The sequence below is a fragment of the Marinobacter metalliresistant genome, assembly GCF_038098645.1.
GTDB lineage: Bacteria > Pseudomonadota > Gammaproteobacteria > Pseudomonadales > Oleiphilaceae > Marinobacter > Marinobacter metalliresistant.
The window spans coordinates 2,555,991-2,571,383 of sequence record NZ_CP101118.1 but is presented as its reverse complement, the minus strand read 5'-3'; the positions used below and the strand labels follow the sequence as shown (position 1 = coordinate 2,571,383).

Here is a 15,393-nt window from a genome sequence, read left to right as displayed (position 1 = left end):
GCTACCCGATTACACCTCACGCTGATTAGTGAAGCTGATTAAAAACTTCTGGGTGTTGCTCAGCAATGCGCAAAAGAGCAACCGCTGGCCCCTGTGGTTCCCTACGTCCCTGTTCCCAATCCTGAAGGGTTCGCACGCTCACTCCCATAAGACCGGCAAACGCGGATTGCGACATATTCAACTTCAGCCTGATAATTTTAGGTGGGGAGGGCTCTGAAAGCTCATGCGTTCGTAGAGCCAATTTGCCCTTCTTGAACTGCTTGATTTCATTGATACCGTCAAGAATCTCTGCCCCAAGGTTCCTGTCACCCATTTTTGATTGCCTCCGCTACCTGCTTGAGCGTATGGCCAGGAATACTGGCGCGCTCTGATTTACTGTACAGCGTGAGCATCCATATCTCGTGGTCAGACTTCTTCCAGTAGTAAATGGCTCTGATACCACCGCTCTTTCCCGAACCCGCTGGTGCCCATCGAACTTTACGAACGCCACCCGAACCTTTGATCAGATCCCCGGCATCCGGCTTCTGCAAAAGGTAGGTTTGAAGCCCACGGTATTCCTCGTCCGTGAGGTAGTTCGGCAATAGCTTGGTGAACGTTGAGGTTTCGATGAATAGCATTGTCAGAATATACGGCGATGCCGTATAAAATTCAAGGCTGGATCAGGGAGGTGTAACGCCCTGGCTTTGCGGCGTGCCGGAGCGCCAGCGTAGGTGCGTCCGCCAACAGCCACTGGTGTACGCCCAGCATGGGCATGAACTAATGGGGTGAAAGTCCCCTGTGGGAAGATCACCGTTCAGCCGGTTTTACCCGATTGAACGCTAACCACTAGCGAATGGCAAGGGCCAACCCGTGAGGGGCGGTCCGACGCATCGGGATCTGCTCAACGAGCGATCGGTCAATTACCAGTCAGGCCCCTGGTCGATCAAGCCTGGGCGCAGCCGCTGCCATCGGTGATTGAGCAGAAGTCAGCAGACGGCATAGTAGCCAAATGCCCAGCGTAATGGCTGGGACACGGTGAAGGCCTGAACTCGGAAATCAATGAGGAGCCTGTGCAGCTCAACTGCTCTATATCCGACCGGACCCAGGAGCGTTGGCGCAAAATCAGAAGCCGTCATTGGGGTAAGAAGGAGGTAATCGGCCATTTTACTTTAAACATTTCCGGGAAACGCCCTGTGCGGACCCGCATGCAGGGTGTTGTGGGGGCTGGGGGCTAGATACCCCCGGCTACCCGATTAGGCCTCATGTGGTTAACCCCACCCAATCGTTCTTGACGTCGAACCGCAGCCAACTCTGAGCTCTGGCATGAATAAAGAATCCGACAAAATTGTTGTTCAGATCAAATTCAACGAAGACGTTCTGCCGAGCACTCACAGCGACTCCGGTAAATTGACAGCGCGGATCGAACAACAACCAATAGCCCTGAGCTGCCTGTACTGTGAACCCTACTGCATCGAGACCTAGATCAAAGAGATATAGACCAGAAATATTGGATGAGAGGTTCGGGTTGATCGACGAAGTTACCTTGGGATTGATGCTCGACGTAAGACTTGGATTTCTGCTTGATGTGAGCTTGTAGTTGATGGAACTAGTCAGCTTGGGGTTAATATTAGATGTAAGTGCCGGATTGATGCTTGAGGTCAGCTTGGGGTTAATGCTCGACGTCAGCTTTGGATTAATGCTGCTAGTGAGACGCGGATTGATACTGCTCGTCAGGTTCGGGTTGACGCTCGACGTCAGGCTGGGGTTACGACTAGTTGGAATTTGCATTTTGTCTCCCTACGACGATAGTTTTCAGCGCGCACCTGGTAGCTAAGGCCCTTGCGGCCCTTCGCCCCATAAGAACTGTACGTGATAGTTTCCCATCATACAGCTCAAGCCCTTTGAAGGCCGCGCAGGCGACCCACCTATTCATATCCAGTAAGGCCTCCCTTCAGGCGGCCAGTTTCTCGTACGACGAACTGTTGAGGAATCGTCGGTCCCGTCGTGCGTTCATCCGCTGCTTTCGGGCTCTCGCTTCGAAGTAGTCTTTGTCCGCCAGGTCATAGGGATTGGCACCACTGCGGATTTTGCTATGATACCGAATCGGCAAGTCCCCGGCCTTGAACAACCGTATGAGCTTCATACCTGACGCGGTCGGGTAATAGCACCCATACTCAATACGACCTTTGAAACGCCCTCGGTAGCGCTTTCTGATCCATGCCCACGTCTTGGATCGGTGCTCCTGCTGTAACCACTTTTTAACCAGTGGGTAGATCCTGTCATCGACGTAACTCAGGCGTTCTTTCGCTACCACGTGTCGATACGCATAGGCCCAGCCTCTGATGACGGCATTGAGCTTTGCCAGTAAAGCGTGGAAAGGGATGCCACGGTACTTCTTCAGCACACCTCGCACTTTCTCCAGCAACTCCCGGGTTTTGCCGTCTTGCGGCTGGACCAGCAAGGTACTTCGGTATTTCCTGTAGTGAAAGCCCAGGAAGTTGAAGCCTTGCCCAATATGGCGGATGCGATCAAAACAGGCCTTGATATCGGCTTCCAGAATCCACTGTGCAGCGGTTCTTTGGGCCAGTACGATAAAGCCTTGTTTGCAGGCATCGTGCAAGCTACGCCGCTCTCTGAATCCGTAGGAGTGTTGGTCTCCGGTGGTTTCTGCTATGGGTTTGAGTCCCAACGCATAGAGAGCTTGCATCGCCCGGTCGTGAAGGGTGGGTATCCCTAAAGGGCGGCGATCGCCGTTCTTTTTCGGGATGTAGATCCTGCGCAGCGGTTGCGCTTGATAACCGGCTGTCCCTAGTCTTTGCGCCGCGCGCCAGTATTGGCCGGGTGACGTCCAAAGCACCCCGTCAACACCGGCGGTGCGACTTCCTTTATTGGCTATGACTCGTTTGACCGACAGCACTTTCGCGGCAAACGAGCGCGACAACAGATGCTGCAAAGCACGCGCCTTGCCCCACCTTTGTTCGCGAACAGATTGTGCGATACGCACCTGCAGTCGATAAACGCGCTTTTCAACCTCCGGCCAGTCAATCGCCTGCCAGCGTTGTGCATCGCTTGAAGGTGCACTAGCCTGTTCGGCCATCATTTGCCTTCCTTCATAAAATCAATCCCGCAAATTCTCTCGCACCAAAGCACCAAGGGGACGTCTGCACACTTTCGCGTCGGACAAATCCTGAATCCGTATGTCTTCCATTACAGAAGACCCTTCGCTTCTTCCCCCATCTCATCGACGCAGAGTCTCCGGCTCCATCACGGGTTACCTTCTTCCTCCCTGAAGGCTCTACGACATTGCCATGGTTCATTGTCCCCAACGCTTCATACCAAGTCCTTTTCGCATGGTGGGTAGGATACTGGTGGTAGAACACCAGGTTGCACTTCCGACATCCGCTCAGTTACGGAAAAAAAATGTCGGGTTACAACATATATTCATGCAACTTCATGTCGCAATCAACGCTTGCAGCATGCGCGGCTTTGGAATGGAGGCGAAGCCGCAGTGAAAAAGACGTCGCCGTGCCTGCGATGGTTATGTGCTGTGGGCGACATTCGGGAACCTTTCGGGATGCTCAATAATTTCCTCGGTAAGGTCTACGTCCAGATCAGGCCAATAGAAATGGCCAGGGAATTGCTCTTCGACATTTAGAATGGCACTGACTCGCTGCTCCTTGAACCAAGGAAAGCTGTTGTATGGCATGAAAAATTCGCGGTCGTGAGCCAAGAGCCACACACCGTGAGTCGATATATTTGTCACCTCAACTGCTGAAGTGTTGTTCCCAAGCGCTGACAAGCTCATCGCGGTGACCCTCCACCAATGACTCGATTTCTTTCAATTGCTGACGGCTATATCCGTGATTCTTGGCTAGTTCAAGGTCTGGTTCAAGCCAAAATTTGGCCTCGCCATCGCCTGAGACTATATGGACATGCATGCGAGACTCCTCCCGCGAGAAGAAAAAGAAGCGGTACCCCTTCTCCCTGAAAACTGTAGGACTCATCCATACTCCTCACACATAACGCTGGCATAACGGGCCGGTTTGGAGCGGCAGCGGAGAACCGGTCCCGTTGATGCGATGGTGTACGCCCAGCATGGGCATGAACTAATGGGGTGAAAGTCCCCTGTGGGAAGATCACCGTTTAGCCGGTTTTACCCGATTGAACGCTAACCACTAGCGAATGGCAAGGGCCGATCCGCGAGGAAAGGTCTGGAGGAAGCCGCTAGCAAAACTGCGAGCTGATGAACAAGAACATCATATGAGGCGTAGGCTGAAGGCGAGTTGGCACAAGACGACGAAGCCACGTGATCTAACGGCCACCGTAAATGATGCAGCAGTGCAGTGACAGTGCATGCTCTTATCTGGGGCGGTCCGACGCATCGGGATCTGCTCAACGAGCGATCGGTTAATTACCAGTCAGGCCACTGGTCGATCAAGCCTGGGCGCAGCCGTTGCCATCGGCGGTTGCGAGCGAACAAGGTGGACACCGATAGCGCCGCTGGGGGTAACCCCACCAGTGATTGAGCAGAAGTCAGCAGACGGCATAGTAGCCAAATGCCCAGCGTAATGGCTGGGACACGGTGAAGGCCTGAACCCGGAAATCAATGAGGAGCCTGTGCAGCTCAACTGCTCTATATCCGACCGGACCCAGGAGCGTTGGCGCAAAATCAGAAGCCGTCATTGGGGTAAGAAGGAGGTAATCGGCCATTTTACTTTAAACATTTCCGGGAAACGCCCTGTGCGGACCCGCATGCAGGGTGTTGTGGGGGCTGGGGGCTAGATACCCCCGGCTACCCGATTAAAAGATTGCCGGTCATGTGCTCACGAACGCTTGGCAAAAAGCTGCTGAAACAAGCGCTCGGATTCTTCGAGTCCTTTTTCTGTGAACACCACTGACTTTGCCTTGCCCACCGGATTTTGAATGAGACCTTTTTCGTGAAGCCTATTCATAGCTTCCCAGTCAAAGGATTTCCACGCGCGCCCTTCATCGTGCAATGTCAGATGCAGCAAGGCCAAAATGGCCTCATCGACTTTTTCTTCATCTATCTCCATGGCTTAAGCCTCTGATGCTTTACCTTTTAACGCTTTGGCTTTGCTGCGCACCGGAGCGCCAGCTTAGGTGCGTCCGCCAACAGCCACTGGTTATACAGACTTTGCTACCAGCATCTCGGTAGCACCTTTTTGAAATCGGTAGCTCACAGGCTGCAAGGAGACATTAATACCGTCTGCGGATAGTGCCGTCATGACCTGATCCAAATGATTCGAGACCTTTCCATCCAGCGACACAACAGGAAAAACCCGGACCTCGGTCGCAACTCTGCACAGCTCCCGCATTGATGCTAGGTGAGCAGGCCCATCTACATGGTCACTGTAGAGGAAAAGGAAGTGGGAGCAGAGTGCCAGATCGAATCCTGAGTCAGGAAATGGCAATGATGGCAGTGATGCTGATACATACCGCCCTTCTCGAATACCAACATCAAAATCAGAAAGGAACTTTGACATTGCCCTCATCCGGACCTCGCCAAGCTGCTCAACACTGCGCAGTGAGTCCCAGATATAGTTGTCCGCTCCCTGCTGGAGCTTAGTCATGATCTCCGGGTACACGTCATCAATCCGGCGACGTATCTCCTCTGCCTCGAACTGATATATCGGATCACAAGATGTGATTTGGCATCCCCGGCCTGTCGCTTCTGCATTAAAGCTCGCGGGGCCGTCACCGCATCCAAGGACTCGCTTGTTCAAATCATCTTCCGATAACCCGAACATTGCCTGGTATTCTTCAAAAGACCGGCCCCACGGGACTACGCTGGCTAACTCCAAGTTTGACTCTCCCTAGTCTGTACCTGGTAGCTAAGGGCCTTCCGGCCCTTCGCCCCATAAGAACTGTACGTGATAGTTTCCCATCATACAGCTCAAGCCCTTTAAAGGCCGCCCAGGCGACCCACCTATTCACATCCAATAACGCATCCATTCAGGCGGCCAGTTTCTCGTAGGACGAGCTGTTCAAGAAGACTCGGTCCCGGCGCGCGTGCATTCGCTGCCTTGCGGTTCTCGCCTTATAGTAGTCGCTGTCGGCCAGGTCATAAGGATTGGCGTCACTGCGAACTTTGCTGTGATACCGGATCGGTAAGTCTCCAGCCTTGAACAAGCGTATGAGTTTCATGCCCGATGTTGTCGGGTAGTGGCACCCATACTCTATGCGACCCTTGAAGCAACCCCGGTAGCGTTTCCTTATCCATGCCCACGTCTTGGATCGGTGTTCCCGTTGTAGCCACTTTTTCACCAGTGGGTAGATCCTGTCATCGACGTAACTCAGGCGTTGTTTCGCTACCACGTGTCGGTACGCATAGGCCCAGCCCCGGATCACGGCATTGAGTTTGGCCAGCAGAGCATGGAAGGGGATGCCTCGGTATTTCTTTAACACCCTCGCACTTTCGCCAGCACTTCTCCGGTCTTGCCGTCCTCGGGCTGGATCAGCAGGGTTTTCCGGTACTTCTTGAAGTGAAAGCCCAGAAAGTTGAAACCCTGATCAATATGACTTAAACGTGTTTTCTCTACTGACAACTGTAGCCCACGCTCCGCCAGAAAGCGCTCGACCTTGGGCCGGACTTCGTGCTCCAGAATGGCGGGGGTGGTCCCGGTGATGATAAAGTCGTCCGCATATCGAATGATATGCAGTTTGCTGCGCCCCTGACTGCGGGACGCCGGCACAACCAGATCTTCCAGGCCATCCAGTGTCATGTTGCAGAGGGTGGGCGAGATAATGCCACCTTGCGGGGTGCCGTCTTCCGTCTCGTAGCGTGCTTCCTTGTCCAAGTACCCCGATTTAAGCCACTGCCCTAACACCCGCCTGGGCAGCGGGATATGCGTCAACAACCAGTCATGACTGATGCGGTCGAAGCAGGCTTTGATGTCTGCCTCCAGAACCCACTGGGCCGCGGTTTTCTGGGCCAGTATAATGAAGCCCTGTTTGCAAGCATCGTGCAGGCTGCGTTTTTCCCTGAAACCGTAAGAGTGTTTGTCTCCCGTGGTTTCCGCAATGGGGTTAAGCCCAAGAGCATAGAGGGCTTGCATCGCCCGGTCATGAAGGGTGGGTATCCCCAAAGGACGGCGGTCACCGTTCTTTTTCGGGATATAGATCCGGCGCAGTGGTTGCGCCTGATAACCGGCTGTCCTTAGTTGTTGCGCCGCCCGCCAGTATTGCCCGGGAGCGGTCCACCGCTCTCCGTCAACACCTGCCGTGCGGCTTCCTTTATTGGATATGACCCGTCTGACGGCGATCAGCTTTGCCGCAAACGAGCGCGATAGCAGATGTTGCAGGGCTCGCGCCTTACCCCACCGCTGCTCGCGGATAGATTTTGCGATACGCACTTGCAGTCGATACACGCGCTTTTCCATCGCCGGCCAGTCTATGGACTGCCAGCGTTGGGCGTCGGTTGAAGGTGCACTCGCCGTGGCGGCGATCATTTGTCGTTCCTTCATGAAATCGATTCTGTCAGCTCTCTCGCAACAAAGCACCGAGGGGACGTGGGCTCACTTTCGTGCCGGACAAAGTTCGAATCCGTATGCCTCCCATTACAGGAAACCCTTCGCTTTTTCCCCATCTCATCGACGCAGAGTCACCGGCTCCCTTACGGGTTACCTTCTTCCTCCCTGAAGGCTCTACGACATTGCCATGTTCTGCATAAGCACCTTTACGAGCGACGTAGATGGAATCTGTATCCCGGCAATGCGGTGTCTACGCGCCGCCCACGTTATCAAGGCGACGACCGAGATTGCTTACCTTTTGGTGACTGCCTGTCAGCGCCTTTGGCAGATCTGGCATCTCACGGAACGTCAACGATTCTTCACTTACGTTCATCCTATCGCTCCATCCTAGCCCCCGACCGCCTGGCACTGGCAGTTCCGATTCCCCTCACGGTTCCTCTTAACAGGGTTCATTGTCCCCAAGAGTTATTGTCAAATCTGGTGTATGACCATCAGGCAGCGTCTCTGTCAGATTGATCATCCACCTGTTCTCCATCCCGAAACTGAACGTTATTCACGACCAGCTTCAGTTGGTCAAACCCCTTGATCCGCTTCCATCGTTTCTGGGCGGATTGGAGTAATTTGAACACCATCGATAACGTGGTGTCGCGGTTGCCACAGGACCGGCTCCGTTTGGTTCTCAACCGCACTGTGGCGAAGGTGGATTCAATCGGATTGGTGGTCCGCAAGTGAATCCAGTGAACCGCCGGGAAGTCGTAGAAGGCCAGCAATTCATCCCGGTCTTTCTCAAGGTTTTCCATGGCCTTCGGGTACTTGTCCCGGAATCGCTTCAATGTGCTGTCAAAGGCTTTGTGAGCGCCATCCCGGGTCTCCGCCAGATAGATTTCATGCAGGTCTGACTTCACCTTCGGTTGTACGGATTTGGGCAGCTTATCCAGCACATTGGCGGTCTTGTGCACCCAGCACCGTTGGTGCCGGGTTTCCGGAAACACCTTGCTCAGCGCTTTCCAGAAGCCCAGAGCGCCGTCGCCCACGGCCAGTTTGGGCGCGCGGTCCAGACCCCGTTCTCGCAAGCCGGTGAGCAGTTCCCGCCAACTGGCTTCGGACTCCCGGTGACCATCTTCAACAGCGACCAGCTCCTTGTGGCCGTGCTCGGTTACCCCGATGATCACCAGGAGGCAGAGCCGATCATCCAGACGAACATTGCTGTAGACACCGTCCGCCCACCAGTAGACGTAGCGCTTCTGGCCCAGGTCGCGGCGACGCCAATCCTCGTGCTCCTTCAGCCACCGCGCCTTGAGCCGGGACACAGTGTTGGCCGAGAGCCCTTTGCCTGTTCGCCAACCAAGGCACTAAGGGCCTCCTGGAAATCGCCAGAAGAGACACCGCGCAGGTAGAGCCAGGGGATGAGTTCATCCAGACTCTGAGCCCGCTTCAGATACGGCGGCAGGAGCTGGCTGTTGAAGCGAATGCCGGAACCACTGCGGTCCCGGACCTTTGGCACCTGAACGTCAACATCCCCAACGCCTGTCTGGATCGTGCGCTTAGGCAGGTGTCCATTGCGCACCACAGCCTGGCGACCATCGGGTGTCGACACATCGCCATACTGATCCAGTAAACCCTGGAGCTCCGACTCGACTGCCTTGGCAATCAGGTCACGAGCACCTTGTCGGATCAGATCGTGTAAAGGATCGTTGGTGGCTACTTCTGGTTGTGAAAGAGCATGCAGGTTAGACTTGGTCATGGCGTATCGTTCCTCTGTTGGTTGTGATCTTGGCGGTGATCAACCAACAGGATACGCCACCTCTTCAGCCTGCTTCCATACACCAGAAATCACCATAACTCTGTCCCCAACGCTTCATACCAAATCCGTTTCGCATGGTGGGTAGGATACTGGTGGTAGAACACCAGGTTGCGCTTTCGAGTACTTCTCTGTTGGGTGGGCCAATGGTGCGCAGAGCCAACAACTACGAAAATAACTCGAATTACAACATATACTTATGCAACTTCATGTCGCAATTAACGCTGCCAACACGCGCAGCTTTGTAGTGGAGGCGAAGCCGCAATGAAAAAGCTGTCGCTGTGCGTGGCCTGGTTATACGCGGGCATCGGTCCTGTAGCCATCCATGTAATAAATTGAGTTGTGGCTCCACTTATCAATACCGTAGACCTTTGCTTCTTTAGCCACTATGACTGAAATGGAACTAGCTCCATGCAGCGGGGGAATTATCACATCACGGTCAACAAAGTATATGTTGTGGTCCCTAATCTTGACCTCTTTAAGGTAGCTCTCTTTGGCACCATCCTCCCATGCTTTGATTTCTGCAGGCGTTGCTGGCTTAGCGACGGAAAAAAAATGATGCTTTATGGATTCTTGCAGTTGTTGGGCTTGTTCTTGTGCCCTTTGAACATCATGTCCCAAGCTCCATATTTGTGACTGGGTGTGGTTTAGCTGGCTTCTGAGCAAATCCATTTCGCTTGTAGACTCGGTCTTGTCCTTCTGAGATTCGAGTCTTTTAATGACCTGCTTTATTTTTGCACAGCTCCCTGTCACTGCATCCGATAAGTTTTCCTCTTGATCATCGTAAAATGAGGCTGTCACGCCAGCCAAGTCAGTCGGGAGACGAAAGGCCGTTTCTGCAGACTTTGGAACCAAAATAAAGCATCTCTCTAGCCCGAGCGCACCTATCCCGGATGTTTCATAAACGCTCCAAATTGCCACCCAATCCTGCAGCCGAAACGTCCATCTAACCCGAACATGAGATCTGTTCTTATTAACTGGCCGGAGTTCGCCTCCGAGCAGACAAATCACCCGCTCCAATCGATTACTATTTGAACATTTCCGGCGCCCAGGCGCGCGAAAGCCTCCTGAGACCGGGATAGCGGTGAGCGCCGACATCGGCTCAGCTGGTGTTTAACTTGGGCCGAGGCAGGCGATATAACCGTTCGGTGACCGTGTGCAGGAGGGCCTTGACCGGGCAGCTACTGGGCAGGTGGAGCTTGATGCGGTCTTTGTACTGCGCCACCCGCACGGCCAGCTTGAACAGCTTGATGATCACCGTTGAGGGCTGGGCCCGGGACAGCTCGGTGCCTTGCAACAGCTCGGTGCGCAAGGCCTGGTGCAGCACATAGGCGGCGCAGGAGAAAAACAGGCGCATGTGGTTAGCCGCAAAGCGGCAATCCGAGGTGCGGTCGCTGGCCAGATCGTTTTTCATCATCTTGATGAAATTCTCGTCCTGGCCCCGGGCGCAATACAGCTCGGCGTACAGCATCTCCGGGGCCGGCTCCTCCAGGGAGGTGACAACAAAGCGGGGGTTATCGCCGAGTCCCATGACTTCGGCTTTCAGGACGGTGCGAAAGGCCTGCGGCCAGGAGCGGGCCTGATAGTCGATCTCGTGGAAGGTGCGCGAGCGTTGCGGCGGCTCCTGTTCGGCGAGGCGGGCGTTGTGGCAGCAGGTATCGTGCAACCGCCGGGTGGATTGCAGATGTGGCTCGGCCAGTTTTTTCAGGCGGCTGTTGCCGACCAGGCCGAACAGAAAATCAGTGTACGGATCGTCGAGCGCCAACTGCATCAATTCCACGTTGGCAAAATGAGCGTCACCACGCAGCAGGATGCGGGTCTGGGGCCAGTGCTGGCGCAGCCGCTTGAGCACCCGCTTGAGGATCATCGCGTTCTCTGCCCCCTTCGGGCGTTTGCCGGGGCGCAGGGCGGCGGTGATGAACTTGCCCGACAGGCCCTCGAACAGAAACAGCGGCAGGTAGCAGTGACTCTGGTAATGATGATTGTAAAACGCCAGCTCCTGTTGTCCATGGGTCTGGTCTTCGGAATGATCCATGTCGAGCACGATCATCTTTGGAGGTTTGGCGTAGCTGGCGACAAACTGTTCCACAAAGGCCTGGGCCAGGCGGTAAAGGTCGCGATTGTTAGCGGCATTTTCCAGGCGCGAGAAGGTCGGAGCGCTGGCCAGATCCTGCTCAGTCTCAAGCGGCTTGCGCTCGGCGCCGAGCTTGAACATCGGGTCACGGCGCAGGGTGTTGGCGTCGTTGGCATCGGCGTAGCCACAGGCGATCTGGAAGATCCGCTGAGTCAATAGATCACAAAGCGAGTGGTCGATATAGGAGGCATGGCGGCGGTCGTTGATGGCCTGGCTCAACCGATGGATCAGGCCAATCTGTTGGTCGACACCTCGCAGCAGCAGGGGCCCAAAGTCGGATGACAATGCCCCGCCCTCAAAATCAGCTCGTACGGTAAAGCCGGCAAAGGGAGGAAAGCGCAGTTGAGTTGGGATAGAATCAGACATGGGCGAACCTTGTTTAGCTTCTTCCGAAGCGTTATTGGCGTAACTCCCATTATATCAATGGGTTGAGCAAGGTTCGCCTTTTTTTATGAATAATTCGGGCTATGAACATTCCAAGCTCGAGGACGACGTTATCCCTTACTGCACTGTATTCTGTGTTTCGAATAATGCTTTTATCATCCGGATGGAAGACGAAAACACTATAGTCGGCTTCCTTGGTCTTATCTATCAGAGTAGTAATAGTAACCGAGGACAAATCAAAGGCATTTTCCCACAACCTGACTCGCAACTCCTGTTCGAGCTTTATATGTACGGCCTCCGCGACTGATATCGCTTCCGAAGAGGACGCAATGAAAACTGTGGGCTTGTTACTCATGGAGAATTCCTCGACTAGAAAATACCGTATAACGCTTAGCTTAGCGGCGCCCTTGTAATGAAGGCGAAGCCGCAATGAAAAGGGCGTCCGGCGGCCATCGGCCGCGTACTACAGCGACTAGTTAGAAGCCGGTTCACCCGGTAGTTTACGGTCCGCCCCTTAACCCGCATGCGAACTCCAAAGAAGCCCCGCACATGCTCAAGGTCCGGCACCGATACAAAGCACCAAACTACCCGGCCTACTCGGAACTTTCGGCGAACAGCCCCACAACCTGGGCACCCTGCTGATAACCCGATAGAAGCCGAAATTGGCTTCCAGTTTGGACGACGATGTTGCTGGCCTTGGCAACGACGCGAAACCAGAAACTACCCACCAATTTGCCGCCAAGGCCGATGCACCCAACCACCCAAAAACTACCGGAGCCTTAGCTTATAACGCCTTGGCTTTGCGGCGTGCCGGAGCCGCAGCGTAGGTGCGTCCGACAACAGCTATTTGTTAAGCATAGGACCCGTTGATTACCTTCTCATACTCCAAAGGCAGTCGCTCTAAGATTCCCGGAATTTGGTCACAAAAGAAAAAGCGGTTCCGGAAAAACTCAAAGTCATCCTTTGGGTCAGATAGGTGCTTTTTAATCTGATTCCTGGCGAATTTTATGCCGAGCCTTGCCACTTTTGGATCTTGTAGAACTCGACTAACCAGCGCCTCAGTTCTTTTTCTCTTCTGTTTTCCTCGACAGTAATTCCAGTAGTACTTCCGAAAGCTCTCGGCAAAGAATCGCCTCGCGCCAAGGAATATAAACTTCTGAGATGGATCAGAGGCAGCCTGATTTAGCGAACCCAATGCAGCATTAGCATCTCCCGCAGTTTCAAAAAGAGTCCTGTAAAAGCTTTTGAAACGTCGTTCAAGATCTCCACTGGTAATCTCGCCATCAACGCCGATCACGCCGAAGAAGGGCGCGCCGTCCATATGGCTTGCAGTGCCAATCAAATGACCACCGTTACACGCACCAACAACCACCGTTAAATTAAGTTGTGTAGCTCGGTTTAGGGGTATCAGCTCGTTCTTCAATCTGGCCCATGGCAACATGCTTCCGTCTGCCATTTTTAATCCATGTTTGCTTCCATGACACTCAATATGGAGAAGCGGGATCAAATTCTGCTCATTCACCTGATCCGTCAATTGTCTAAGGGCATCAACAAACTCACCACTTGTGTCCACCTGTACAAGCTCTGATTTCAGGATGGGATATTGGGCATTAATATGCATTAGCTGATCATCGTATATTTGTTTACCTGTCTTCATTTCATTCTCAGGTAAGGATTCGAGCACCACCACGAAATTGAAGCTTGATGAAGCCTGCATAGCTTTCCTCGATTGCTTAACGCCAGCCATAAACGGCGCCCTGACAAGGGCGTCCGGTGGAGGCCACGTCTTTTGTGGCCGTAACGAATTTGATGGCCTTGTTAAGTGTATTACCTGCCGATGACATAAGCAGCCACCCCAAAAGTCCCGAAAACCAAGAACATTAACCTGCCCCAGAAGACGAGATTCTTGTGCTCTCGGCTAATACCGTTCTGGCCGTAGGGAAATACTAGCCACCAACCATTCAACATATTGACGCCGCCAAAAAATGATCGATCTATGCGTTTTGAATATGCAGATATGGACAACGCTAGATAAACGAGACCACAAATGACACACGCAATGAAAAGAGCAACTTTGAGCAAGACCATCCGTACCTTTTACACTTAACGCCGAAATAAGCGGCGCCCCGACAGGGGCGTCCGGTGGAGGCCGCAGGCCGGAACGAACTTAATTGACTTGTTAATTGCCAATGGTCACCCCCGGTTCCAGAAGCCAGCAACGGTCACTGTGCGTGTATCCGAGTCGACCATAGTACGAGCTGGCCGCTGGGGCTGCGAGTAGTGTCACTTTGCAACGAGGACCAAGCTGCATCTGAGTCAGTGACTGTAAACGCTTGCCTATGCCTGTTCTCTGGTAATTTTGGTGGACCGCAAGATCGGATAAATAGCAGGCATAGTGAAAATCTGTGACGCTGCGGGCAATACCAACGAGTAGCGAACCATCCCAAGCGCTTACGATGAGATTAGAATGTACCAACATTCCCTCCATACACGACCGGTCCTGTATCGGCCTGCGCTCCCCAAGCGTCGAGCTTTCAAGTAGGCCAATGAACTGGTCAGTTGTGACGGGATGGTTCACTTTGAAGTCGATGGTCATACCTTTCCTTGGCAATTAACGCTAGCCAGCATGCGCGGCTACGGAATGGAGGCGAAGCCGCAATGCAGTAGGCGTCGCCGTGCCTGGCCTTGTTAGATTAGTACTTTCACTCACACGGGTATGCATCCATAAATGCTGCAATTGCCAATACACCTTCGTGTTGATGAAGATCTTGTGGATTATCTTTCAAATACTTTACAACAATCCTTGTAGCTTGGCCGTTATTGATTCCGTCTTCCGGCCCGCAGAATAGAGCTTCATCTTCTAGCCGAATTTCATAAACCGAGTTCAGATTCGTGATCCCTTGCATCATGCCCAAACAAAAACCAATTGAGCCAAAGTCAGGGTTTTCTGGAGGGCTATCCATGAACTGAACAGCTTTATTGCACTTCTGAAGGAGATCGTTTCCATCTGCATTTGCTTGGAAAGAGAAAACTATAAATAACGAGAAAAACCAAGACAACTTTTTATAACTCATGACAGATAATTCCATATTTCTAAATGGGCATGCTATTCATGCTTTATTTCACCTAGCTTTACAGTTATTCCCCTCCCAGCGCCAAGTAACAATGCGTTTAGCATCATTTACCTCGAAGTATGTTCTGCACCGGAAATTTAGAGTTTGACCACCCGTTGTGGTCGAGTTTCCGTAAACGGTATTGCCAATGACGTTATAAGTCGTATTCGTTTGAGTTGGCATCGTGTAACTGCCTGAGCTCGTATAAACGTACACGGTATTTCCGTTCGGTGCTTCAAACGAACCGTCTGGGTACCCCCATGAACTTACCAACCGGTTTGCATCCGCACCAACCCAAGTATCCAAAATCTTTTCATAATTTGCTGTCGTAGCGCATCCTGCCAACACGCTGAGCATTGCAATTGATAGAAAAACTCTCATTTTCATAGCTACTCCTTAAAATCTAACGCGAAGCTTAGCGGCGCCCTTGTAATGGAGGCGAAGCCGCAATGAAAAGGGCGTCCGGCGGCCATCGGCCGCGAACTACAGCGA

General features: G+C 53.1%; 17 protein-coding genes and 1 pseudogene. All 18 read right to left on the bottom strand.

Features of this window, described 5'->3' with window-relative positions; genetic code table 11:
* Positions 1-25: 25 nt before the first annotated feature.
* Positions 26-313 carry a DNA-binding transcriptional regulator gene (locus NLK58_RS12025; protein WP_117620373.1) on the bottom strand — a complete coding sequence of 96 codons (288 nt, stop codon included), beginning with the start codon at positions 311-313 and terminating at the stop codon, positions 26-28.
* On the bottom strand, positions 306-617 hold the full coding sequence (locus NLK58_RS12020) for a type II toxin-antitoxin system RelE/ParE family toxin (protein ID WP_341580835.1): 312 nt from the start codon (positions 615-617) through the stop codon (positions 306-308). Before NLK58_RS12020 ends, NLK58_RS12025 begins: the two co-directional genes overlap by 8 nt.
* A gap of 622 nt (positions 618-1,239) precedes the next feature.
* Positions 1,240-1,767: a hypothetical protein gene (locus NLK58_RS12015; RefSeq protein ID WP_162893724.1), complete on the bottom strand. Its 528-nt coding sequence runs from the start codon at positions 1,765-1,767 to the stop codon at positions 1,240-1,242.
* A 163-nt stretch (positions 1,768-1,930) separates the two neighbouring features.
* Entirely contained in the window at positions 1,931-3,079 is a 1,149-nt protein-coding gene (locus tag NLK58_RS12010) for a reverse transcriptase N-terminal domain-containing protein (RefSeq protein WP_341580834.1), read from the bottom strand.
* 438 nt (positions 3,080-3,517) lie between these two features.
* Positions 3,518-3,784 (bottom strand): DUF2442 domain-containing protein, encoded by a 267-nt coding sequence (locus NLK58_RS12005; protein ID WP_117618758.1) that lies wholly within the window; start codon positions 3,782-3,784, stop codon positions 3,518-3,520.
* A complete protein-coding gene (locus tag NLK58_RS12000; RefSeq protein ID WP_117618757.1) occupies positions 3,744-3,983 on the bottom strand; it encodes a DUF4160 domain-containing protein in 240 nt (79 codons plus the stop codon). The genes NLK58_RS12005 and NLK58_RS12000 overlap by 41 nt, the downstream gene beginning before the upstream one ends.
* Before the next feature lie 819 nt (positions 3,984-4,802).
* Positions 4,803-5,033 carry a DUF6429 family protein gene (locus tag NLK58_RS11995; protein ID WP_341580833.1) on the bottom strand — a complete coding sequence of 77 codons (231 nt, stop codon included), beginning with the start codon at positions 5,031-5,033 and terminating at the stop codon, positions 4,803-4,805.
* A 90-nt stretch (positions 5,034-5,123) separates the two neighbouring features.
* On the bottom strand, positions 5,124-5,801 hold the full coding sequence (locus NLK58_RS11990; protein WP_341580832.1) for a class I SAM-dependent methyltransferase: 678 nt from the start codon (positions 5,799-5,801) through the stop codon (positions 5,124-5,126).
* A gap of 151 nt (positions 5,802-5,952) precedes the next feature.
* Positions 5,953-6,405 (bottom strand): group II intron maturase-specific domain-containing protein, encoded by a 453-nt coding sequence (locus tag NLK58_RS11985; RefSeq protein WP_341580831.1) that lies wholly within the window; start codon positions 6,403-6,405, stop codon positions 5,953-5,955.
* Positions 6,399-7,463, bottom strand: coding sequence for a reverse transcriptase domain-containing protein (locus NLK58_RS11980; protein WP_341580830.1), 1,065 nt, complete (start codon positions 7,461-7,463; stop codon positions 6,399-6,401). The genes NLK58_RS11985 and NLK58_RS11980 overlap by 7 nt, the downstream gene beginning before the upstream one ends.
* 256 nt (positions 7,464-7,719) lie before the next feature.
* On the bottom strand, positions 7,720-7,842 hold the full coding sequence (locus tag NLK58_RS11975; protein ID WP_264756443.1) for a hypothetical protein: 123 nt from the start codon (positions 7,840-7,842) through the stop codon (positions 7,720-7,722).
* Between the two features lie 118 nt (positions 7,843-7,960).
* Positions 7,961-9,213, bottom strand: a pseudogene (locus tag NLK58_RS11970) (IS256 family transposase).
* A gap of 351 nt (positions 9,214-9,564) precedes the next feature.
* On the bottom strand, positions 9,565-10,191 hold the full coding sequence (locus tag NLK58_RS11965) for a hypothetical protein (protein WP_341580829.1): 627 nt from the start codon (positions 10,189-10,191) through the stop codon (positions 9,565-9,567).
* Between the two features lie 181 nt (positions 10,192-10,372).
* On the bottom strand, positions 10,373-11,770 hold the full coding sequence (locus NLK58_RS11960) for an IS1380 family transposase (protein WP_341580828.1): 1,398 nt from the start codon (positions 11,768-11,770) through the stop codon (positions 10,373-10,375).
* Between the two features lie 49 nt (positions 11,771-11,819).
* Positions 11,820-12,143, bottom strand: a complete 324-nt coding sequence (locus NLK58_RS11955; RefSeq protein WP_341580827.1) for a TIR domain-containing protein — start codon at positions 12,141-12,143, stop codon at positions 11,820-11,822.
* A 495-nt stretch (positions 12,144-12,638) separates the two neighbouring features.
* On the bottom strand, positions 12,639-13,535 hold the full coding sequence (locus NLK58_RS11950) for a hypothetical protein (RefSeq protein WP_341580826.1): 897 nt from the start codon (positions 13,533-13,535) through the stop codon (positions 12,639-12,641).
* Between the two features lie 432 nt (positions 13,536-13,967).
* Positions 13,968-14,267 carry a GNAT family N-acetyltransferase gene (locus tag NLK58_RS20620; protein WP_376788091.1) on the bottom strand — a complete coding sequence of 100 codons (300 nt, stop codon included), beginning with the start codon at positions 14,265-14,267 and terminating at the stop codon, positions 13,968-13,970.
* A 223-nt stretch (positions 14,268-14,490) separates the two neighbouring features.
* Positions 14,491-14,862, bottom strand: a complete 372-nt coding sequence (locus NLK58_RS11945) for a Rap1a/Tai family immunity protein (RefSeq protein ID WP_341580825.1) — start codon at positions 14,860-14,862, stop codon at positions 14,491-14,493.
* Positions 14,863-15,393: the final 531 nt, after the last annotated feature.